This window comes from Halomonas sp. 141 (genome assembly GCF_002810305.1).
GTDB classification, from domain to species: Bacteria; Pseudomonadota; Gammaproteobacteria; order Pseudomonadales; family Halomonadaceae; genus Vreelandella; species Vreelandella stevensii.
On the sequence record NZ_PINZ01000050.1, the window covers coordinates 1 to 20,213 of the forward strand.

General features: G+C 63.0%; 19 protein-coding genes and 1 pseudogene. 16 read left to right on the forward strand and 4 right to left on the reverse strand.

Going from position 1 to position 20,213, the window contains the following annotated elements; all coding sequences use genetic code 11:
- Positions 1-165 (forward strand): transposase (locus CWI66_RS15330; RefSeq protein ID WP_198517565.1); only part of this gene is annotated, 165 nt, incomplete at its 5' end.
- A gap of 27 nt (positions 166-192) precedes the next feature.
- Here the strand turns inward: CWI66_RS15330 and CWI66_RS15335 are convergent.
- Positions 193-789 (reverse strand): annotated as a pseudogene (locus CWI66_RS15335) (DNA-3-methyladenine glycosylase family protein); the annotation flags it as partial.
- Positions 790-936: 147 nt separating this feature from the next.
- On the opposite strand from CWI66_RS15335, the gene CWI66_RS15340 reads away from it, so the two are divergent.
- The 4 genes from CWI66_RS15340 (at position 937) to CWI66_RS15355 (ending at position 4,303) form a co-directional block, all read left to right on the forward strand.
- The gene (locus CWI66_RS15340) at positions 937-2,280 is read left to right on the forward strand and encodes a type II toxin-antitoxin system HipA family toxin (protein WP_081138532.1); all 1,344 of its coding nucleotides are present in this window, start codon (positions 937-939) and stop codon (positions 2,278-2,280) included.
- Entirely contained in the window at positions 2,277-2,597 is a 321-nt protein-coding gene (locus tag CWI66_RS15345) for a helix-turn-helix transcriptional regulator (protein WP_039178947.1), read from the forward strand. The genes CWI66_RS15340 and CWI66_RS15345 overlap by 4 nt, the downstream gene beginning before the upstream one ends.
- A 150-nt stretch (positions 2,598-2,747) precedes the next feature.
- On the forward strand, positions 2,748-3,959 hold the full coding sequence (locus CWI66_RS15350) for an MFS transporter (protein WP_100732169.1): 1,212 nt from the start codon (positions 2,748-2,750) through the stop codon (positions 3,957-3,959).
- Positions 3,960-4,051: 92 nt separating this feature from the next.
- Positions 4,052-4,303 carry a hypothetical protein gene (locus CWI66_RS15355; RefSeq protein ID WP_016915505.1) on the forward strand — a complete coding sequence of 84 codons (252 nt, stop codon included), beginning with the start codon at positions 4,052-4,054 and terminating at the stop codon, positions 4,301-4,303.
- Positions 4,304-4,318: 15 nt separating this feature from the next.
- Here CWI66_RS15355 and CWI66_RS15360 read toward each other — a convergent pair whose 3' ends face one another.
- A complete protein-coding gene (locus CWI66_RS15360; protein ID WP_081138535.1) occupies positions 4,319-5,014 on the reverse strand; it encodes an extensin-like domain-containing protein in 696 nt (231 codons plus the stop codon).
- 119 nt (positions 5,015-5,133) lie between these two features.
- Here CWI66_RS15360 and gmk point away from each other — a divergent pair, with 119 nt between their 5' ends.
- The 4 genes from gmk to CWI66_RS15380 all read left to right on the forward strand — a co-directional run bounded on the left by gmk (position 5,134) and on the right by CWI66_RS15380 (position 8,758).
- The gene (gmk, locus tag CWI66_RS15365) at positions 5,134-5,766 is read left to right on the forward strand and encodes a guanylate kinase (RefSeq protein WP_096921775.1); all 633 of its coding nucleotides are present in this window, start codon (positions 5,134-5,136) and stop codon (positions 5,764-5,766) included.
- Positions 5,767-5,853: 87 nt separating this feature from the next.
- Positions 5,854-6,114 (forward strand): DNA-directed RNA polymerase subunit omega, encoded by a 261-nt coding sequence (gene rpoZ, locus CWI66_RS15370; protein ID WP_016915502.1) that lies wholly within the window; start codon positions 5,854-5,856, stop codon positions 6,112-6,114.
- A 26-nt stretch (positions 6,115-6,140) separates the two neighbouring features.
- Positions 6,141-8,273: a RelA/SpoT family protein gene (locus CWI66_RS15375; RefSeq protein ID WP_100732170.1), complete on the forward strand. Its 2,133-nt coding sequence runs from the start codon at positions 6,141-6,143 to the stop codon at positions 8,271-8,273.
- A gap of 95 nt (positions 8,274-8,368) precedes the next feature.
- Positions 8,369-8,758 carry a RidA family protein gene (locus CWI66_RS15380; RefSeq protein WP_016915500.1) on the forward strand — a complete coding sequence of 130 codons (390 nt, stop codon included), beginning with the start codon at positions 8,369-8,371 and terminating at the stop codon, positions 8,756-8,758.
- Between the two features lie 100 nt (positions 8,759-8,858).
- Here CWI66_RS15380 and CWI66_RS15385 read toward each other — a convergent pair whose 3' ends face one another.
- The gene (locus CWI66_RS15385) at positions 8,859-9,740 is read right to left on the reverse strand and encodes an SDR family oxidoreductase (RefSeq protein WP_100732175.1); all 882 of its coding nucleotides are present in this window, start codon (positions 9,738-9,740) and stop codon (positions 8,859-8,861) included.
- A gap of 150 nt (positions 9,741-9,890) precedes the next feature.
- Between CWI66_RS15385 and CWI66_RS15390 the strand changes: the two genes are divergently transcribed.
- Together CWI66_RS15390 and recG are read left to right on the forward strand one after the other, a co-directional pair.
- A complete protein-coding gene (locus tag CWI66_RS15390) occupies positions 9,891-10,820 on the forward strand; it encodes a hydrogen peroxide-inducible genes activator (RefSeq protein WP_100732176.1) in 930 nt (309 codons plus the stop codon).
- A complete protein-coding gene (gene recG / locus CWI66_RS15395; protein ID WP_100732171.1) occupies positions 10,817-12,895 on the forward strand; it encodes an ATP-dependent DNA helicase RecG in 2,079 nt (692 codons plus the stop codon). Before CWI66_RS15390 ends, recG begins: the two co-directional genes overlap by 4 nt.
- A gap of 44 nt (positions 12,896-12,939) precedes the next feature.
- On the opposite strand, the gene yccS is transcribed toward recG, so the two are convergent.
- Positions 12,940-15,147 (reverse strand): YccS family putative transporter, encoded by a 2,208-nt coding sequence (gene yccS, locus CWI66_RS15400; RefSeq protein ID WP_100732172.1) that lies wholly within the window; start codon positions 15,145-15,147, stop codon positions 12,940-12,942.
- Positions 15,148-15,385: 238 nt separating this feature from the next.
- On the opposite strand from yccS, the gene CWI66_RS15405 reads away from it, so the two are divergent.
- The 5 genes from CWI66_RS15405 to CWI66_RS15425 all read left to right on the forward strand — a co-directional run.
- Positions 15,386-16,201: a DUF3100 domain-containing protein gene (locus tag CWI66_RS15405; protein WP_039178913.1), complete on the forward strand. Its 816-nt coding sequence runs from the start codon at positions 15,386-15,388 to the stop codon at positions 16,199-16,201.
- Positions 16,191-16,685 (forward strand): hypothetical protein, encoded by a 495-nt coding sequence (locus CWI66_RS15410; RefSeq protein WP_016915494.1) that lies wholly within the window; start codon positions 16,191-16,193, stop codon positions 16,683-16,685. The genes CWI66_RS15405 and CWI66_RS15410 overlap by 11 nt, the downstream gene beginning before the upstream one ends.
- A gap of 10 nt (positions 16,686-16,695) precedes the next feature.
- The gene (locus CWI66_RS15415; RefSeq protein ID WP_058577671.1) at positions 16,696-17,853 is read left to right on the forward strand and encodes a M20 aminoacylase family protein; all 1,158 of its coding nucleotides are present in this window, start codon (positions 16,696-16,698) and stop codon (positions 17,851-17,853) included.
- 97 nt (positions 17,854-17,950) lie between these two features.
- Positions 17,951-18,856, forward strand: a complete 906-nt coding sequence (locus tag CWI66_RS15420; protein ID WP_100732173.1) for an NAD(P)-dependent oxidoreductase — start codon at positions 17,951-17,953, stop codon at positions 18,854-18,856.
- Positions 18,853-20,213 (forward strand): aldehyde dehydrogenase family protein (locus tag CWI66_RS15425; RefSeq protein ID WP_100732174.1); only part of this gene is annotated, 1,361 nt, incomplete at its 3' end. The genes CWI66_RS15420 and CWI66_RS15425, both read left to right, overlap by 4 nt.

Sequence of the window (20,213 nt, forward strand, 5' to 3'; positions counted from 1 at the left end):
GAACTGGTGCAGCCCGCCTACCGGAAGAACTCGCTGTGGAGTCCAAGCTACTTTGCGGGAAGTGTCGGAGGCGCCCCCCTGAGCATGGTCAAGCAGTATATTGAGCAACAATCGAGGCCGGACCAGGGGCGCTCTCGCGCCCCTCGCTATCCATCCTCGCACTAGAAGTACGAGGTTTTTCGCGATGTTCGATAAAAACAGCGACCCCACGCTGCGCCAGGGGGCCCAGGGTTCCACCAACTGGCGGGCCTGCTTCGGCGTGGGTTTGTCCTCCATGCCCTTCAGGCGGCCCAGCGCCACTCTTAACGCAAGGTCGTCGGCGGGGAAGATATCGGGGCGCTTGAGCGAGAACATCAGGTAGATCTCGGCGCTCCAGCGGCCAAACCCACGCAGCTGGGTAATCGCGGCAATCGCCTCGTCATCGCTGAGGTGCGCCAAGCCATCGGCGCTAAACGTGCCCGCCAGCTCCGCCTCTGCCAGCCCTTTGGCATACTCGATCTTGCGCCACGACAAGCCTGCATCCCGCAGCGCCTGGCCTTCCACCTCCATCACCGCTTTGGCGTGCAGCTCCGGCAGCAGCGTATTCACTCGGCCCATGATGGCCCGAGCGGCCTCGGTGGAGATCTGCTGGCTGACGATGGTCGAGAAGAAAGTGGCAAACCCGGGGTCGCGCTGGCGCGGGCTGGGCGCACCCACCAGGGGGTAGGCACGCGCAATGTCGGGGTCGGCATGAGCCAATGCCTGCATGGCGTGCTCGATCATATCAACGGGCGTTTGATCAGACGGCATGATATCTCCTGAGGTAAATGGGTATTAAATTACTCATTTAAGATAATTTGATTTAAATTTGAGTATTAAAGTGCACATTATGCTGCTTCGAACTACACTTTTGAGCATTAAACTACTCATCAAATGACGCGTTAAAGGTGAGCCGTGTTGCTAACCGTTCAAGCCTTCTACCAAGGGCAGTGGCACGATGCTGCCGAGCTGGTGTTCGAGCATACAGAGCGGGGCCGTCGAGGGCCTGCGCGTTTGGGCTACCTTACCGATTATGCCCTTGAGTGGCTGGATCACGATGATGAGCACGCCTGTAGCCTTCGTTTGCCTATCGAGTTGATGAATACCCATCAATCGCCACGCTGGTTCACTTTTTTAGACGATATCATGCCCTCTGGGGCCAGCCGCCGTTACTGGGTCACGCAGTTGGGTATATCGGCACTTAGTGAGGCGGAGCAGGATGCCGCGCTACTGGCAAAGGGAACGATTGCGCCAGTGGGCAATTTACGTATCAAAGAGGCCCTTCCTGAGCGCCCAGCAGGCAGCACGCTGGAGCAGCAGCGCTTTGCAATGGTGGATGTCGTCAATCGGGATAGCGACTTTCTGGCCTATGCGCAGCAGATGGGGGCTGCTGGGGGGGGCGCGACTGGGGCCGGTGGTGAGGCGCCCAAGCTGCTGTTGCGCTGTTCATCAGATGATCAGGTCTGGATTGATACCTATCAGGACGATCCGGCGAATATCGATCAGCACTATCTGGTGAAATTTCCTCGCGGTCAGCGCACGGTGATCGATAACGACATATTGCGTGCGGAGTACTATTTCTATCACGAGTTAGCGTCGCTGGGCGTCGCGACCATCGATACCCAAGGGATGCGTCTGATCGAAGGTGCGAGATATCCATCGCTCTGGTTGCCCCGCTTTGATGTGGGCTATCAAGAGGGAGCGCTCGCGCGGTATGGCCTGGAGTCTGTTTACTCCGTCATGGGGAAAGAGCCGGGAAGCTTCTTGAATCATTTTGCCGTGGTCGGGGAGTTGGTGGATATGTTGAGCCAACAATTCCGCGTGCGTGAGTCGGGTGACCATTTCGATACGGCGCGCTTTGTCAGTGAGTGGGTGAAACGCGACCTGCTCAATGTTGCGTTTGCCAATAGCGACAATCATGGCCGCAATGCGGCGCTGCTGAAAACACCGCAAGGAACCTGGTGGGCACCGGTGTACGACTTTGCGCCCATGAAGGCAGATCCTGAGGGAATCGTCAGAACCATTACCTGGGGGGCGCCGTTTGAAGAAGGGCGAGAGTTTAACTGGGCCGCCATTGCAGAACGACTGAGCGTTTATCTTCCACCAGAGCGGCTCATGGCAGAGCTGAAAGCCTTGGGTAGCCAGCTAGTGGGCTTGAAGAAACGGCTAGCGCAGCGGGGTGTACCCAATACCATTTTGGCATCGGATGCAGTGGGGTTGGATCATCTGGATGCCAAGCTGAAGCGCTGGGGGTTGGTATGAAGCGTAAAGAGCTCACCAGCATCGAGCGGGAGGCGTTGCTGACGACATTAGCGGCCCAACTGGTGCGCGAAGAAATCAGCTCTGGGCAGGTGCTGCGTCAGCTCCGCCGTGAGGTACTGGGCATGTCGCAGACCCAATACGCCGATCTGGTGGGCATCAGCCGTCGTTCGCTGTCAGACCTGGAAGCCGATAAGGCAAGTCCTACCGTGGCGCTGCTCAATCAGGTCTTCCGGCCGCTGGGTCTGCAGGTAGGCTTGCTGCCGCGCAACCGCGAGCTGCGCGAGCGCTTGTTGTCAGCCAATGCCACGAGGGACTGACCCCCTTGGCTCATCGTTGGGTGATTGAGTTCGCACGCTAACTTTTTTCATGCCTTTTATTTCTACTTTCGTCTAATCCTGCCATCATTTGCGACTATCCAGGATCGTTTTAGTGAACAGGCGCGTTATCCCGCGCCTGGGGAGTGAGGTATGCAAGCATCATCAACGGGGCTGGCGCGGCATCCGCGGTGGGCGGAATTCGTGCTGGCGCTGGGCGGGTTCGGCATCGGCACCAGCGAGTTCGTCATCATGGGGTTGATGAACCGCGTGGCGGAAGACCTGGCCGTGAGCGTGCCGCAGGTAGGCTATTCCATCAGCAGCTACGCCCTGGGGGTCGTGGTGGGGGCACCGCTGATTTCGGCGCTGGCCGCGCGGGTGCCCAAGCGAGCGCTGCTGATCGCGCTGATGCTGGTGTTTGCCGTGGGTAACATTGCCAGCGCCATGGCGCCGGGGTTCTGGTCGTTCGTGGGGCTACGCTTTCTGGCCGGGCTGCCCCACGGGGCTTACTTTGGCGTGGCGGCGCTGGTGGCAGCTGACGCCGTGCCGGTCGATCAACGGGCGCGGGCCATTGCCAGGGTGATGATGGGACTGACGGTGGCCATTCTGATCGGGGCGCCGCTGGGTACCTGGGCAGGCAACCTGTTTGGCTGGCAAATTGCCTTTGCCGGGGTGGGCGTCATTGCTCTGCTGACGGCGCTGTTGATTCGTCTTTTTGTGCCCGTGCAGCCCTTCGATGCCCAGGCCAGCCCGCTGCGCGAGCTTTCCGCGCTGGTCAAGCAGCGTGTGCTGGTGACCATTGCCATTGCCTGCATCGGCTGTGGCGGCATGTTCTCGATTTTCAGCTACGTGATGCCCACCTTGACCCAGCAGGCGGGCATGCGTGAAGCCCTGGGCCCCTTGGTGCTGGTCATCTTTGGCCTCGGCTCCATCGCGGGCAATCTGATCGGTGGGCGCATGGCCGATAAAAACCTGATGCGGGCAATTCCCGCCATCCTGGTGTGGTGCGCGGTGGTGCAGGGGCTGTTCTACTTTGCTGCCAATCAGGTGTGGAGCGGGCTGCTGTTCGTTGGCCTGGTCGGCACCAGCATGGCCCTGGCGCCTTCGCTGCAAACACGCTTGATGGACGTGGCGGAAGATGCCCAGACCATGGCGGCTTCCATGAACCATGCTGCGTTCAACGGCGCCAACGCGCTGGGGGCGTGGCTGGCGGGGCTGGTGATCAGTGCCGGGTTCAGCTGGTCGAGCACCGGGCTGGTGGGAACGGGGCTGGCGCTGTGCGGGCTGGTCATTTTTGCCTGGGGGCGCTGGCTTGAAAAGCGCGCTGAAGCCCCTCGCCAACCCGTGGCGCAAGGCTATAAATAAGCGGCTGCTCAAGTAGGGCGTGGGTCATTAAAGGTGGCAAAAAAGCTGGAGTGTTCCTAGGGTGTAAGATGCAACCCATAAGGAGGTGACCCATGCAAAGCCCATCATTGAAAGTCTCGCGTACCCTGACCCTGAGTGCCATCGCGGCGCTGACCTTGGCCCTGGCGGGCTGCGGCGCGACCACCGGAGAGCGTGCCACCAGCGGCGCAGGCGTAGGTGCTGCCGTGGGCGCTGGCGCTGCCGCAGCCACTGGCGGAAGCGTTGGCCGTGGCGCGGTGATTGGCGCGGGCGCAGGTGCTGCGACCGGTGCCCTGACCGATGAAGAGGACATCAGCCTCGACTGACGTCGGCACAGGCCACTAGCGACACAGCCTGAAACCGCGCATGCCCAGATGGAAATGGTCGGCATGCGCGGCATTGTAATCCGGCCCCAGTACGTTGCCGAAGGTATCACAGGCGCCATCCCTCGCTGCCCGCAAGAACTCCCCTGCCTCACCCTCGTCGTCCCAGTCGCGAATCAGCGTAATCTGCCGACCATTCTCGAAGCGAAAGCCCACCACATCCAGGGCTTCAGCCGTGGCGTGCTCGCTGCGTCGACCGCTTTCACGGCCGTAGACATTCCGGCAGGCAAAGCTGCCCACATGATCCACTTGGGCGACCGGGCTGCCCATGATGGCTTCGGCAGCCGGTTGCAGGGCGTGGCGTTCGTACATCACCCAGGCCAAGGCCAGCGGGCAGGTGGCCACGAAGCTCTGGTTGAAGCGCACGCTGCTGGACTGCATACGCACCACGTTACTCAGCGGGCAGCTGGCGGTGGGTGAGTAGTCGGCCAGCGGCGTGTAGCTCAGCCCGCCCTCGGGGACGGTGTCCAGGGCGGCCAGACAGGCCTCACGGTCGTCGTTGAGGCGCTTGAGCTTGAGTTGGGTGACCGGCGTGACCGGGTCGTCCACGTGCAGCGGTGCCCAGGGCGCCCAGTGACGCGGGATGACGATGACATCCTTGTAGATGGCAACGCCAACCCCGACCAGCAGGAGCAGGAAGAAGAGTGCGCGCATGGTGACCTCCGTGTGGTGTTCTTGAACCCCTACAGTCCCTGCCAGGGGTATGCGATACTGCGCGCTATTGGCGTGGGCCGTCACCCGCGCCTATTTCTGATCAACAAGGGAAGCGCTGCATGTCCCAGGGTACGCTTTATATCGTTTCTGCCCCCTCTGGGGCGGGTAAAACCAGCCTGGTTCGCGAGCTGATAGAGAGCCTGGATGGCATTCAGGTATCGGTGTCTCATACCACCCGTGCCAAGCGCGAAGGCGAAGTGAATGGCGTGAACTACCACTTCACGCAGATTCCCGAGTTCGAAGCCATGATTGCCCGCGGCGATTTCTTTGAGTATGCCAAAGTCTTCGACAATTACTACGGTACGTCACGTCAGGCCGTGCAAACGCTGCTGGATGCCGGGCAAGACGTGATTCTGGAAATCGACTGGCAGGGCGCGCGCCAGGTCCGCGAACAGATGCCTGCCGCCGTGTCGATCTTCATCCTGCCGCCGTCGCGCAGTGAGCTGGAGCGCCGCCTGTCGAGCCGGGGTACCGACGAGCACGCGGTGATTGCTCGGCGCATGCGCGATGCCGTCAGCGAGATGTCCCATTACGATGAATACGACTACCTGGTGATCAATGATGACTTCACCACGGCACTGCAGGAACTGCAGTCGCTGGTGATCAGCCACCGCCTGACCCTGGCCACCATGCAGCAGCGTCATGCGCCCCTGCTGTCTGCGCTCTTGTCACAGGCGCCTGGCGTCGAGTAATCTATCGGGTCGTATGACTACTTTTTTCGCTGGGTCGGCGGCGTTTTCAGCCCTGCCGGCCCGGCGTCGTTATTACAGGATGGCCCCATGGCTCGCGTAACCGTCGAAGATTGTCTCGAAAACGTAGAAAACCGCTTCAAACTGGTGATGATTTCTACCCAGCGTGCCCGTCAGCTGGCGCGTGGCTCCCGTGATGCCCAACTGCCCTGGGAAAACGACAAGCCCACCGTCATGGCGCTGCGTGAAATCGCCGCAGGGCTGGTCGACCATACGGTTCTGGATGAGCCGGTCGAAGCGCCGGTGCGGGCGCGTCCTGCCATGACGCCCAGCGCTCAAATCGACGACTAAGCTAGCACCGATCAGGGGCGCGGGACATGTTCACCATTGATGACCTGGCCGACCGACTCGGCGGCTACTTACCCCCGGACGAGATCCAGCAGGTCAAGCGCGCCTTCTATTACGCCGAGCAGGCCCACGACGGCCAGCGCCGTCGCTCGGGCGAGCCCTACGTGACCCACCCGCTGGCGGTGGCCAACATTCTCGCCAACATGCACATGGACCATCAGAGCCTGATGGCCGCCATGCTGCACGATGTCATCGAAGACACCGGTGTGTCCAAGAAAGCCCTGGCGGCCCAGTTTGGCAAGCCGGTGGCCGAGCTGGTGGATGGTGTCTCCAAGCTGACGCAGATCACCTTCGAAGACAAGGCCGTTGCCCAGGCGGAGAATTTCCAGAAGATGGTGCTGGCGATGTCGCGGGACATTCGTGTCATCATCGTCAAGCTGGCCGACCGGCTGCACAACATGCGCACTCTGGGGGCTCTAAGGCCCGACAAGAAGCGCCGCATTGCCCGGGAAACCCTGGAAATCTACGCCCGTATTGCAGGGCGACTGGGGATCAACACCATTCGTGTGGAGCTGGAAGACCTCTCGTTCCAGGCGATTCACCCCATGCGGGCCGAGCGCATCAAGCGTGCGGTGGCCAGCGCCAGAGGCAACCGCCGCAGCGCCATGCGTGAAATCCAGGCCTCGCTACAGCAGAGCCTGGACGACGAAGCGCTGCAGGGCACGGTGATTGGCCGCCAGAAGCATCTGCTGTCGATCTACAAGAAGATGCGCGACCAGCGCAAGCCGTTTGCCGAGATCATGGACGTCTTCGGATTCCGTATCATTACCGAAGACGTGGCCAGCTGTTACCGGATTCTGGGCGTGGTGCACAACCTCTACAAGCCGGTACCGGGGCGCTTCAAGGACTACATCGCGATTCCCAAGGCCAACGGCTACCAGAGCCTGCACACGACGCTGTTCGGCCAGCGTGGCATGCCCATCGAAGTGCAGATCCGCACCCGCGAAATGGAAGCCATGGCCAACAACGGCATTGCCGCCCACTGGCTGTACAAGGCTGGCCAGACCGCGCATCCGATTGCCGAAGGCAGCCACGCTCGCGCCCGCGCCTGGGTGAAGGGGCTGCTGGAGATGCAGCGCCACGCGGGGGACTCGCTGGAGTTCATCGAGCACGTCAAGAACGACCTGTTCCCGGATGATATCTACGTGTTCACGCCCAAGGGCGACATCATGGAGCTTCCCCAGGGGGCCACGGTGATCGATTTTGCCTATAGTGTGCACACCGATATCGGCAACAACTGCATTGCCTGCCGAATCGACCGCCACCTGGCGCCGCTCTCGACACGGCTGGAAAGCGGCCAGACGCTGGAAATCATCACCGCGCCCGGCGCGCGCCCCAACCTGGCCTGGCTGAATTTCGTCACCACCGCCAAGGCGCGCTCGGCCATCCGTCACGCGCTCAAGCACCAGCAGCAGGCAGAAGCCATCATGCTGGGGCGCCGTTTGCTCAACAAGGCGCTGGCCCCCTTCGAGACCAGCCTGGAAGAGCTGGACGAGAGCGTGTTCGAACAGGCGTTGAAAGAGCTGGACGCCAGCTCCATGGATGCGCTGCTGGAGTCGATGGGGCTGGGCAATCGCATGGCCCACGTGGTGGCTCGGCGGCTGGTGGACGTGGCCCACGGCGAGAGCTTCGACAAGACGCTGGCCGACAACAGCGACAAGGCGGTGGTCATCAGCGGCAGCGAAGGCATGGTGATCAACTTTGCGCGCTGCTGCCACCCGCTGCCGGGCGACCCGGTGGTGGGGCACCTCTCTGTCGGCAAGGGGTTGGTGGTGCACCGCAGTGAGTGCAAGAACCTCTCCGAGCGCAAGAACGACCCGGAAAAGCTGTTTGCCCTGGAGTGGTCGGAAAATATCGACGAAGACTTCCCGGTGGCCCTGCGCATCGAGATCGAAAGCCGCCGTGGCCTGGTCGCCGAGCTGGCCGGGCTGGTGACCGATGCGGACGCCAACATCGAGCGGATCGGCATCGAAGAGCGTGATGCACGGCTCTCGACGGTCAACCTGACCCTGTCGGTGAAAGGGCGAGTCCATCTGGCGCGGATCATCAAGCGGATCCGCAACCTGCCCAACGTCGGCAAGATTACCCGTATGGCCAATTAAAACGACCTGGTACCCGCCGCTGGCCTGTCAGGCTGGCGGCGTCAGCCATGGCGATCATCATCCATCGATGCATTCTTACAGGAGCAAGAGACGCAATGAGCAATAAAGCGGTTATCAACACCGAGAAAGCCCCGGCGGCCATTGGCCCCTATTCACAAGCCATCAAGGCGGGCAACACGGTGTATCTGTCGGGCCAGATTCCCCTCGACCCGGACACCATGGCGCTGGTCTCCGACGATTTCGAAGCCCAGGCGCGTCAGGTGTTTGCCAACCTGCAGGCAGTGTGCGAAGAGGCGGCGGGTTCGCTGAGCGATATCGTCAAGCTCAACCTCTACCTGGTGGACCTGGACAACTTCGCCATCGTCAACAAGGTCATGGAGGAGTTTTTCTCCACGCCGTTCCCGGCCCGTGCGGCGGTGGGCGTGAAGGCGCTGCCCAAGGGCAGCCAGGTAGAAGCCGAAGCGGTCATGGTGATTGGCGACTAACGCCAAGGCCTGGTACGGCACAGCAAAAAGCGAGCCGAGGGGCTCGCTTTTTGGGTAGTGGTCAAGAGGCTAGTGGTTCGCGAAAGCTCGCGCGCTAGCGTCAGGCTTTTTGCAGTGCCAGAAACCCGCCTTCCTTGAGCACCTGCAGATACCCCTCCTTGTAGCTGGGGTAGCGGAAGGTGTAGCCGGTTTCACGAATACGGCGGTTGTCGCAGCGCTTGCTGGCCCGGCGGCGCAGGGGGGACTGCATGGTCTCGGTGGACTCCACCTTCAGCTGTTTCGCCAGCCACGCCATCACGTTGTGCATGGTCACCGGCTCGCAGTCGCTGCCCAGGTACAGGTCTGCCAGCGGCGTACCGCTCTCCTGACAGCGAATCAGGTGCGCCAGGATGCCGGTGCAGTCATCGCGGTGAATCCGGTTGGAGTAGATCACCGGCGTCACGGCGGCAATGCGGCCTTCTGCCACCTGGTGGATCAGGCGGTCACGCCCCGGGCCATAAATGCCCGAGAAACGCACCACGGTGCCAGGCAGCGGGTGGTTGAGCAGTGACTGCTCGGCTTCGCACATCAGGGTGCCGGAGAAGCTGGTGGATTCAGTGGGGCTCTCTTCATTGACCACTTCGCCTTCCTGCTGGCCGTACACGCTGGTGGAAGAGACGAAGAAGATCCGCTTGGGCGGCGTGTCGTGCTGCTCCAGCACGCTCAGCACACGTTTCAGGCCGTCCGGGTAAGCGCTTTGATAGGCGCTCTCTTCGAAACGGTCGGCGCTGACGGTGTAAATGACGTAGTCCGCGCTGGGCAAGGCGTTGGCAGGTGCCCCTTCCAGGTCGTTAAGGTCCAGGGCCAGCGGCTCGATGCCCGTGTTGGCCAGTGCATCGGCCTGGCGGCGCACGCCGATCACGCGGTGCCCTTCGTCCAGCAGCTCCTTGCCAAGCGTGACGCCGATATCTCCACAGCCGATAATCAGTACCGTTAGCTTCACCTTGCTCACCCCTCTTGATAAATATTCCCTATTAGATACAAAGTCCCTATGAGATGTGCCATCTTCAATAGGGCTTGTCTGTCCTTTTCCATCTCGCTAATGACGATTACCAGTCACGAGCTGCAACGAGAGGATGCCACTGGCACCACCATGACTTTAACAGAACTACGCTACATCGTAACCCTTGCACAAGAGCGCCATTTTGGCCGTGCCGCTGAACGTTGCCATGTTTCACAGCCCACCCTGTCGGTGGCGGTGAAAAAACTGGAAGACGAACTGGAAGTGGCGCTGTTCGAGCGCTCCAAGTCCACCGTACAGGTAACGCCGCTGGGTGAAAAGATCGTTGCGCAGGCGCAGCGCGTTCTGGAACAGAGTGGGCTGATTTTCGAACTGGCCAAGGCAGGCAAGGACCAGTTGGCCAACCCCCTGCGCATTGGCGCCATCTACACCATTGGGCCCTACCTGTTTCCCCATCTGGTGCCTGCGCTGGCCAACGCTGCGCCACAGATGCCGCTGTACATCGAAGAGGGCATGACCGGCACGCTGCGCGCCAAGCTGCGCAATGGCGAGCTGGACGTGATCATCGTGGCGCTGCCCTTCACCGAAACCGATGTAGTCACCAAGCCGATCTATGACGAGCATTTCGAAGTGCTGATGCCCGCCAGCCATCCGTGGGTAGCGCGTGAAGCCATCCACAAGGAAGACCTGCTGGAAGAGCGCCTGCTGCTGCTGGGGGAAGGCCACTGCTTCCGTGACCAGATTCTGGAAGCCTGCCCGGCCATCACCCAAAAGCTGAACAGCCCCAACAATACCCTGATTGCCGAAGGCGGCTCGTTGGAAACGATTCGCCACATGGTGGCCTCCAGGCTGGGCATTACCGTACTGCCCCAGTCGGCGCTGGGCACCGACCAGTACGAGAACGCCATGCTGGTCAGCCGTCCCTTCGTGGAGCCTGCGCCTTCGCGCACGGTGGCGATTGCCTGGCGCGCAAGCTTCCCCAGGCCCAAGGCCATCGATGCCCTGGCCCAGGCGATTGGCCAGTGCCAGCAACCGGACCACAAGGTCCACACGGACTCATGAGTGAACTGGCTGCTCCGGTCACGGCGCTGAAGGGCGTAGGCGACGCGCTGGCCATCAAGCTGGCGCGGCTGGGAATCGAGCGCGTCAGCGACCTGCTGTTTCACCTGCCGCTGCGCTACCAGGACCGTACGCGACTGACGCCGATAGGCCATCTGCGGGCGGGCCAGGAGGCGGTGGTGGAAGGGGAAGTGACCGCCAGCGACGTGGTCAAGGGGCGGCGGCGCAGCCTGCTGGTGCGGCTGCGCGACGGGAGCGGCATCCTGAGCCTGCGGTTCTTTCACTTCTCCCCGGCTCAGCAGCAACAGCTGCGCCCCGGTGCCACCGTGCGTGCGTTCGGCGAAGCCCGGGCAGGGGCCACGGGGCTGGAAATCTACCACCCGGAGTATCGCCTGAGCGGCAGCAGCGAAACCCCGGTGGAGGAGTACTACACGCCCATCTACCCGACCACGGAGGGGCTGCATCAGGCTCGCCTGCGGGCCCTGGCCCAGCAGGCGCTGCGCCTGCTGACGCAAGCCCCTGAAACGCTGCCGGACGTGATCCCCGACACCCTGCGCCAGCGCTTCCAGCTACCGGGGCTGCATGCCAGCCTGCAGCTCTTGCACCAGCCACCACCGGACGTGGATCTGGAGCAGCTTGCCCAGGGGCTTCACCCCGCCACCCGGCGGCTCGCCCTGGAGGAGCTGCTGGCCCATCAGCTTAGCCTGCGGGAAGTGCGCCTGCGCATTCAGGCCGATGGCGCGCCGACGCTGCCCTCCGGGCGTAGCCTGCAAACCCGCTTTCTGGCACAGCTGCCGTTTGCCCTCACCGGAGCCCAGCGCCGCGTGCTGGAGGAGATCGCCCTCGACCTGGCACGCCCAGCGCCCATGCTGCGGCTGGTGCAGGGAGATGTGGGGTCGGGCAAGACGGTGGTGGCAGCCATGGCCGCGCTCTCAGCGCTGGCGGGCAACTGCCAGGCGGCGATGATGGCGCCCACGGAAATTCTCGCCGAGCAGCACTATCGTTCGTTCAAGGCATGGTTCGAGCCACTGGGCATCGACGTCGCCTGGCTGGCGGGCAAACTGAAAGGCAAGGCGCGGCTGGATGCCAAGGCCGCCATCGCCGATGGCCGAGCGCGGATGGTGGTGGGCACCCACGCGCTGTTTCAGGACGATGTGCATTTCCAATGCCTGGGGCTGGCGATCATCGACGAACAGCACCGCTTTGGCGTGCACCAGCGCCTCGCCCTGCGTGAAAAGGGGGAGGCCGGTGGGCTGACGCCTCACCAGCTGATCATGACCGCCACGCCGATTCCCCGCACCCTGGCCATGAGCGCCTACGCCGACCTGGACGTGTCGGTGATCGACGAGCTGCCGCCGGGGCGCACGCCGGTGAAGACCGTGGTGGTCTCGGACGAGCGCCGCCCGGAAGTGGTCGAGCGTATCCGCAATGCCTGCCGCGATGGCCGCCAGGCCTATTGGGTTTGCACGCTGATCGAGGAGTCCGAAGTGCTCCAGTGCCAGGCGGCGGAAGTCACGCGGGACGAGCTTACCCAGGCGTTGCCGGAGCTGGCCATCGGGCTGATACACGGGCGCATGAAGGCCGCTGAAAAAGCCGAGGTGATGGAGGCTTTCAAGACCGGCGAGCTGGATCTCCTGGTTGCCACCACGGTGATCGAGGTCGGCGTGGATGTCCCGAATGCCAGCCTGATGATCATCGAAAACCCGGAGCGCCTGGGGCTTTCTCAGCTCCACCAGCTACGCGGGCGTGTTGGGCGGGGCAGCACCGAAAGTTTTTGCGTGCTGCTTTACCACGCGCCGCTGTCCAAAAGCTCCCGAGAGCGGCTCAGCGTGATGCGCGAAACCACCGACGGCTTCCGTATTGCCGAAAAAGACCTGGAAATTCGCGGCCCCGGCGAAGTGCTCGGCACCCGACAGACCGGCCTCGCCCAGATGAAAATCGCTGACCTGGAGCGCGATGCCGACCAGCTGGAGCGGGTCACCGCCCTGGCCCAGGCGCTCCAGGGCAACGCCGAAGTCACCGCGGTACTGGTGCGCCGCTGGCTGGGCGAAGCCGCCGGGCGCTACGGGCAGGTGTGAGGGCCGGTGTGAGGCTGCAGGTGTAAGAGGCCGGTGTGCGAGAGTTAGCGTAGCGCTCCAGCCGCGTCGGCTTGAAGGCTGCCGGGCGCCACCAGTCGCCCAGCCGCCTCGCTGAGCGGCCCCAGTTGCTCGGCGATCAGACGCAGCTGGCTCTGGATGGGGCGGTAGTGGGTCATGGCCTTCTCATCCAGCGTATTGCTCTGCTCTTCCAGCAGGGCCAGCAGCTCCTGGGCTTGGGCGGCCAGCGGCTCCACCGGCAGGCGTTTGTCCAGCTGTGTGGCCAGCTGTTCCAGCAGGGCGCTGATGCGTTTGGCCAGCGGCACCAGGGTGGCGTCGTCTTCGTCGTCGGCCAGCCGATGACGGTGCGCACCTAACGCCGAAAGGTGGCTGAGCAGCGTGTTGGAGAGCACCAGGAAGCGCAGGCCGTTGTCGGCGTCCTGTTTGCGGTAGTGGCCTGGCTCGTGGAGCATGTTGGTCAGCAGGGTCGAGAGCGCCGCATCGGCGTTGTGGGCATTCCGCCGGGCCAGGCGGTAGGCCAGGTCGTCCTGTTTGCCCTCTTCGTACTGGTGCACGATCTCGTCCAGGTAGTGACGATGGTTGGTCAGCACCTTGCCCGCCTCACGGTAGAGCCGCCGCCCTTGCCAATCCGGCAGGATAAAGAACACCGCCAGCCCGGCAATCAGCGAGCCAATCAGGGTATCGAACAGCCTGGGCCAGATCAGATCGAAGCCATCCCCCACCTGATTGAAGCTGCACAGCACCAGCAGGGTGATGGAGGCAGTGGCAATCACGTAGTGCTTTTCCCGATTGGCGAAGAAGGATACCCCCGCCACCACGGCGATCATGCTCTGGACCAGCGGTTGGGGAAACAGGCTGATCGACATCCAGCCCGCGGTCAGGCCCAGCACCGTGCCGAGGATACGCTGAGATAAAAAGCGCCGCGTGGTGGCAAAATTCGGGCGGCACACGAACAGCGTGGTCAGCAGTATCCAGAAACCCTGTTTGGGGTCCAGCCACTGCAGCAGCCCATAGCCCACTAGCAGGGCGGTGGTCAGGCGTACCGCATGGCGAAAGGTGGGCGAGCCCAGCGTGAAATTGAGCCGCACGCGCTTCCAGGCTTCCAGCAGGCTGGAGGGCGAGCGGTCGTAGAGGGCGCTGTCGCGGCGCTCTTCATCGGCGGCAGGGTTATGGGCGCTGGCAATCTGGGTTTCCAGGGTGGTGAGGTTGTCGGCCAGGGCGGTCAGCGGGCGAATCAGCGGCCGCCACTCGGGCTTGCCGCGTTCGCGGAGGTTCTCGATGGAGGCGCGCAGGTCGGCTAGCGCCTGCTCGCTCTGCTCGTGACTGAACGGGCGATTGAGCAGCAGCGATTTGGCCAGCTGACGGCAGGCACGGCCCTGCTGGTCCAGCAGGCGCTGGCAGCGAAACAGCACGTCGTGGTGGAAAAACGCATCGGTGAGCGCGCTGTAAGGGTAGTGGGTGGAGCTGGCCCGCTCGTGGATATCCTGGGCAATGAAGTAGATCTGCAGGTAGCGGTTGAGCTTGCGGCTGCCGCGCTGGCCTTCGAGGCGGCGAAAGATCATCTCCTTGGCCTGGTTCAGGGCATCCACCACCTGGCCGTTCTGGCGGGCCAGCGCCACGCGTCGGGCTTCCACATCGACCCCGCGCACAGGCTCGAAAAGCGCCGATTTCAGGATCAAGAACTCCCCCAGCGCCTTGTACACCCGTGCCATGCTCTGCTTGACCGGCTGACGGGAGAACAGCGCGCACCAGACCACGGAAATTGCCCCGTACCAGGCCGCGCCGCCCAGCAGCAGCAGCTGGCGTGCCGCCACGTCCTCATCCACTCCGCCGTGCTGCTCGATGTTGATCATGGAGTAGATCGACAGAATCAGCGTGCCCGAGGCAATGGTGGCGTAGCGCTGGCCAATGGCGCCCAGCATGATCAGCGTAAAGGTGGAGACTGCCAGCCCCACGGCAAAGAGCCACGGCCAGGGGAATAGCCACTGCACCACGAACGAGGCCGAGGCAAAGCACAGCAGGGTGACCGCCAGGGCTTGTGCCCGCCCTTGCCAGCTGTCGTCGGTTTCCGAGAGCGCGCAGGCGATGATGCCGAGAAACAGCGGGATCACCAGGGCCACGTCGCCCATTAGCCCGCTCAACAGCAAAGCGCCGCTGAAGGCGATGAAGACCCTCAGGCTGTAGGCGAACTTATCCAGCGTCCAGAGGCGGCGTAGGGGCAGTGAAATGGGCATAGATTTTCTAAGCGGACCTCGAAAGTGTGGTGTTGTTAGTTTGTTAGACTTTAGTCGTGTTCGAGTATAGAGCCAACTCGGCGCCGCTGTCGCTATCTGACGCAGGCCAACGAACGCTGGGCGTTGGCCAAGCGTTTATTCGCTTGGGTGTTCTAAAAAGTAGCGCACAAAATCGCTATGATTGGAACAGTAACCTTTCGATACTCGGAGTGACTCTAAAAAAAACAGGATCACTCCCATGGATCTCAAACTGCTGCTGGACTGGCGTCTGCACCTCACGGTGATCGTGACGTCGATGTTGTCGGAATGGATAGGCATCGTACGCATGCCGCTGGGGCCAGGAACGCTCTTATTACTCCCTCTGCTTTACGCCTTCGTGATCGGCGTGCTGCTCAATCCGCATCTGTTTTCGGCGATGGGCAAGGTCATCCCTAAGCCGGTCAGCCATGCGGCCGGGCCCATCATCCTGATTGCTATTCTGCCGTTCATCGCCAAATTTGGCTCTACCATTGGTCCTGCCATCGAGCAGATCATCGCCGCCGGGCCTGCGCTGATCCTTCAGGAGCTGGGCAACCTGGGCACCATGCTGCTGGCGCTGCCGTTTGCGGTGCTGGTGCTGAAGATGGGCCGTGAAGCGGTCGGAGCCACCTATTCGATTGCCCGCGAGCCCAATATTGCCATCATTTCGGATCGTTATGGCCTGCGCAGCCCGGAAGGGATCGGCATCATGGGCGTCTACGTGGTGGGCACCATGTTTGGCACGCTCTACTTTGCGCTGATGGCGGGCTATATCGCTTCGCTGGACATTCTCGATATCCGCGCCCTGGCCATGGCCTGTGGGGTGGGCAGCGGCAGCATGGTGGCGGCGTGTTCGGCCGCCCTCGCCGAAGCAGTGCCAGCCTCTCGGGATGAGCTGCTGGCCTTTGCCGGGGCCAGTAACCTGCTGACCTATGCCACTGGGCTGTATATCTCCCTGTTTATCGCGCTGCCCGTCACCGAGTGGATGTACAAGCGCCTGACCGGTAACCGCCAGGAGACGCAACATGAAGGCTAATGACATGACCACAGAATCTCTGGACAAGGGCGCGCTGGAAGAGCTGCGCCCGGAAAACCAGCTGGGCAAGACCGCACTGGTGCTGGCAGCGGTCTGCGTGGCGGCCTGGTTCAGCAATACCGTCAACGGTGCGCCGCTGCTGGAAGCGCTGCCGGGTATGCTGATTCTTTACGGGCTGGTGATTATTGGGCTGGTGATTGGTCGCCTGTGCCCTTTCTACTTGCCCAGCGTGGCCTGGGTATCCCTGGTGAGCATTCTGGTCACGTTACCCTCGTTTCCGGGGAGCGCTTGGATCGTATCGCAATTGGCGGCGGTGAATTTCCTGGCGGTCGTGACGCCGGTATTGGCCTACGCCGGGCTGGCGCTGACCGGCCGTGAGTTTGCCATGTTCCGCCAGACTGGCTGGAAGCTGGTCATCGTGGCGCTGCTGGTGTTCACCGGCACGTTCATCGGCTCCGCCGTCGTCGCGCATATCATGCTTTAAGGAGTGAACCATGGCTGCGTCAGTGACCATACCCGACAGCGCTGAACTCGCCGCCTGGCGGCAGGATTTCCATCAGCACCCTGAAACCGCCTTCGAGGAGCACCGTACCAGTGCGCGTATCGCGTCGCTGCTCACCCAGTGGGGCTTCGATGTCACCACGGGCTTGGCGGGCACGGGCGTGGTGGCCACCCTGGATGGCCAGCAGGGGGAAGGCAAGACCATCGGCCTGCGGGCCGATATCGATGCCCTGGACATCCGCGAAGAGACCGGGCTGGCCTACGCCTCGCAGACGCCGGGCAAGATGCACGCCTGCGGCCACGATGGCCATACCACGATGTTGCTGGGAGCGGCCTGGGCGCTGAAGCAGCAGCCCGACTTCAAGGGGCGGGTGGTGTTCATCTTCCAACCCGCCGAAGAGAACGAGGGCGGTGGCCGTGCCATGGTGGAGGACGGCCTGTTCGAGCGCTTCCCCATGGATGCCGTGTACGGGCTGCACAACTGGCCCGGGCTGCCGGTGGGGGTCGCTGCGGTGCACGATACCGACGTCATGGCCGCGTTCGACATCTTCAGCCTGACGCTGACCGGTAAAGGCTGCCATGCGGCGATGCCCCACCTGGGCACCGATACGGTGCTGGCGAGCTGCCAGCTGATCAGCCAGCTGCAGGGGCTGGTGAGCCGTGAAACGCCGCCGGACAAGTCGGCGGTGCTGAGCATCACCAGCATCAATGCCGGAGACACGTTCAACGTGATTCCCGAGCAGGTGGCGCTGCGCGGCACGCTGCGCTGCTTCGACATGGCGCTGAAAGAGCGCCTGGAAGCACGTTTCAAGCAGGCCATTGCCAGCTTGGCCGAGTTCCATGGCTTGACGGTGGAACTGGATTACCAGCGCTGCTACCCCGCCACGATCAATACCCCAGCGCATGCCCAGCACTGCGCCACGGTGCTGGAGGGGCTGCTTGGCCAAGGCAAGGTGCTGCGCAACCCGCCGCCCAGCATGGCCTCCGAGGATTTCTCGTTCCTGCTGGCCGAGTGCCCAGGTGCGTATATCTGGATGGGCAACGGCGAAGATTCGCCGTCGCTGCACAACCCCCACTACGACTTCAACGATGCGCTGTTACCGCTCGGAACGCGCTACTGGGTAGCGCTGGTCAACGCACTGCTCGTCTGACGATGACGTAATACATCCATTCGCTCTCTGATGCCCACTGGGTAGGGGAGCGTCTACCCCGCATTCAGTGTTTCATGGCATGCCAAGGAGTTTGATGATGTCGCAAACCGAACACGCTTTATCGATTACCGTGATAGGCCTGGGCCAGATGGGCGGCAATATGGCGCTGACCTTGCAGGCCGCCGGCTTCGAGGTCACGGGCAGTGACCTGTTTGAGGCCGCGCGGGAAAGGCTCGCAGGCTTGGGCCTGGCCGTGGTGGCACCGGATGCCCTGCCTGCCAGCGATGTCTACCTGCTCTCGCTGCCTACTTCTGCCCACGTGCGCGAGGTGATCGAAACCTCTCCTGGCCTGCTCGCCCTGGCCCCCAAGGGCAGTGTGATCGTCGATACCTCCACCAGTGACCCCGCCGTCAGCCGCGAGCTGGCCGAAAAAGTCACCGCAGCGCGCCTTCACTGGCTGGATGCCCCGGTCAGCGGCGGCCCCAAGGGCGCCGCCAACGGCACGCTGGGCATGCTGCTGGGCGGCGATGATGCCACCCTGGAGCGAGTCATGCCGATGCTGGAGGCCATGTCGGCCAAGCGCACCCATGTGGGCGGCCCGGGCAGCGGCCACGTGGTGAAGCTCGCCAACAACTACCTGTGTGCGGCGCACCTGCTCACGACCGCCGAAGCCGTCGCCATGGCCGCCAAGGCAGGCGTCGAGCCTGCCGCCTGCCTGGCGGGTATCAACAGTGGCTCGGGGCGCAGCGCCATCAGCGAGGTGAACTTCCCCGAGTGGGTGCTGAGCGAACGCTTCGATTCGGGCTTTACCACCGGCTTGATGCGCAAGGACCTGCGCCTGGCGCGGGACGCCGCTGAGCAGTTGGGTATTCCCCTTGCCTTGCTGCAGGCGGTGGTGAATGCCTGGCACGCAAGCCCGGAGCAGCCCGCCGATAGCGACGACTTCAACCATATCACCACGCCGATTCTTGCCTGTGCCCGCCAAACGGAGAGCCACTCATGAGCCCACTCAGCCAACACGCCAGCGACCAGCTTGCCGCCCTCCTGAACGGCTTTGGGTTAGCGGCAAAAACGCCGTTGAGCAACTGGATCGATGGTGATCTGGTGGCCGGAGAAGGCGAAGAGATCACGCTGATCAACCCGGCGACGGGGGAGGCGCTGGTCAGCTACCGCGATGCGGGTGCGGCGCTCATCGAGCGCGCCACGCAAGCCGCGCAGCGGGGCCAGCGCGAGTGGATGGCGTTGACGGCCAGCGAGCGCGGGCGGCGAATGAACGCGGCAATACGGGGCCTGGAGGGCCACGAAGAGGCGCTGGCACAGCTGGAAAGCGTGGTGGCGGGGAAGCCGATTCGCGACTGCCGGGCCGAAGTGGGCAAAGTACGCGAGATGTTCGAATACTACGCTGGCTGGTGCGACAAGCAGCACGGCGAAGTGATTCCGGTGCCCACCACGCATCTTAACTACGTGCGCCACGTGCCTTATGGGGTGGTGGGGCAGATCACGCCCTGGAACGCGCCGATGTTCACCTGTGCCTGGCAGCTGGCACCGGCCATGGCGGCGGGCAATGGGGTGGTGCTGAAACCTTCCGAGCTGACCCCTTTCACCTCGGTGGTGATTGCCCAGCGGCTGGAAAGCGGCGGCCTGCCCAAAGGGCTGATCAACATCGTCAACGGGCTGGGCAGAACCACCGGTGCGGCGCTGACCGACCATCCCGCCATCAGCAAGCTGGTGTTTGTCGGCTCGCCCCAGAGTGGTCGCCTGATCGCCGAGGCGGGGGCACGGCGCCTGGTGCCCAGCGTGCTGGAGCTGGGCGGCAAATCCGCCAATATCGTGTTCGCCGATGCCAAGCTCGATGAAGCGGTGGCTGGCGCCCAGGCGGCCATCTTTGCGGCGGCGGGCCAAAGCTGTGTGGCGGGTTCGCGGCTGCTGATCGAGCGTTCGGTCTTCCAGGAGGTCACCACCCGCCTGGCCCGAGCGGCGGAGCAGATTCACGTGGGTCTGCCCAGCGATGAAGCTACCCGCATGGGGCCGCTGCAGAATCGCCGTCAATTCGAGCAGGTGACGCGCATGATCGAGGCCGCTGAAGCGGAAGGGGCAAGCGTGCTGACGGGGGGCAAACGCCCGGATGGCTTGCCTGACGACGCCCAGGGCTATTTTATCGCGCCCACGGTGCTGGTGAATGTCACCCCTGACATGGAGATTGCCCAGCAGGAGGTGTTTGGCCCGGTATTGATCGCCATGGCATTCGATGACGAGGCCCAGGCCGTTCGGCTTGCCAACGACACCCGGTTTGGGTTGGCCGGTGCCGTGTGGAGCCAGGACGTGGCCCGAGCGCATCGCGTGGCGGGGCAGCTGCGGGC

What these genes read in the sequence shown, in the direction of transcription:
- CWI66_RS15390 (WP_100732176.1), top strand. Translation starts at nt 9,891, where the DNA reads ATGACTTTAACAGAACTACGCTACATCGTAACCCTTGCACAAGAGCGC.
- rpoZ (WP_016915502.1), top strand. Translation starts at nt 5,854, where the DNA reads ATGGCTCGCGTAACCGTCGAAGATTGTCTCGAAAACGTAGAAAACCGC.
- gmk (WP_096921775.1), top strand. Translation starts at nt 5,134, where the DNA reads ATGTCCCAGGGTACGCTTTATATCGTTTCTGCCCCCTCTGGGGCGGGT.
- CWI66_RS15410 (WP_016915494.1), top strand. Translation starts at nt 16,191, where the DNA reads ATGAAGGCTAATGACATGACCACAGAATCTCTGGACAAGGGCGCGCTG.
- yccS (WP_100732172.1), bottom strand. Translation starts at nt 15,147, where the DNA reads ATGCCCATTTCACTGCCCCTACGCCGCCTCTGGACGCTGGATAAGTTC.
- CWI66_RS15350 (WP_100732169.1), top strand. Translation starts at nt 2,748, where the DNA reads ATGCAAGCATCATCAACGGGGCTGGCGCGGCATCCGCGGTGGGCGGAA.
- CWI66_RS15355 (WP_016915505.1), top strand. Translation starts at nt 4,052, where the DNA reads ATGCAAAGCCCATCATTGAAAGTCTCGCGTACCCTGACCCTGAGTGCC.
- CWI66_RS15345 (WP_039178947.1), top strand. Translation starts at nt 2,277, where the DNA reads ATGAAGCGTAAAGAGCTCACCAGCATCGAGCGGGAGGCGTTGCTGACG.
- CWI66_RS15360 (WP_081138535.1), bottom strand. Translation starts at nt 5,014, where the DNA reads ATGCGCGCACTCTTCTTCCTGCTCCTGCTGGTCGGGGTTGGCGTTGCC.
- CWI66_RS15405 (WP_039178913.1), top strand. Translation starts at nt 15,386, where the DNA reads ATGGATCTCAAACTGCTGCTGGACTGGCGTCTGCACCTCACGGTGATC.
- CWI66_RS15375 (WP_100732170.1), top strand. Translation starts at nt 6,141, where the DNA reads ATGTTCACCATTGATGACCTGGCCGACCGACTCGGCGGCTACTTACCC.
- CWI66_RS15415 (WP_058577671.1), top strand. Translation starts at nt 16,696, where the DNA reads ATGGCTGCGTCAGTGACCATACCCGACAGCGCTGAACTCGCCGCCTGG.
- CWI66_RS15420 (WP_100732173.1), top strand. Translation starts at nt 17,951, where the DNA reads ATGTCGCAAACCGAACACGCTTTATCGATTACCGTGATAGGCCTGGGC.
- recG (WP_100732171.1), top strand. Translation starts at nt 10,817, where the DNA reads ATGAGTGAACTGGCTGCTCCGGTCACGGCGCTGAAGGGCGTAGGCGAC.
- CWI66_RS15380 (WP_016915500.1), top strand. Translation starts at nt 8,369, where the DNA reads ATGAGCAATAAAGCGGTTATCAACACCGAGAAAGCCCCGGCGGCCATT.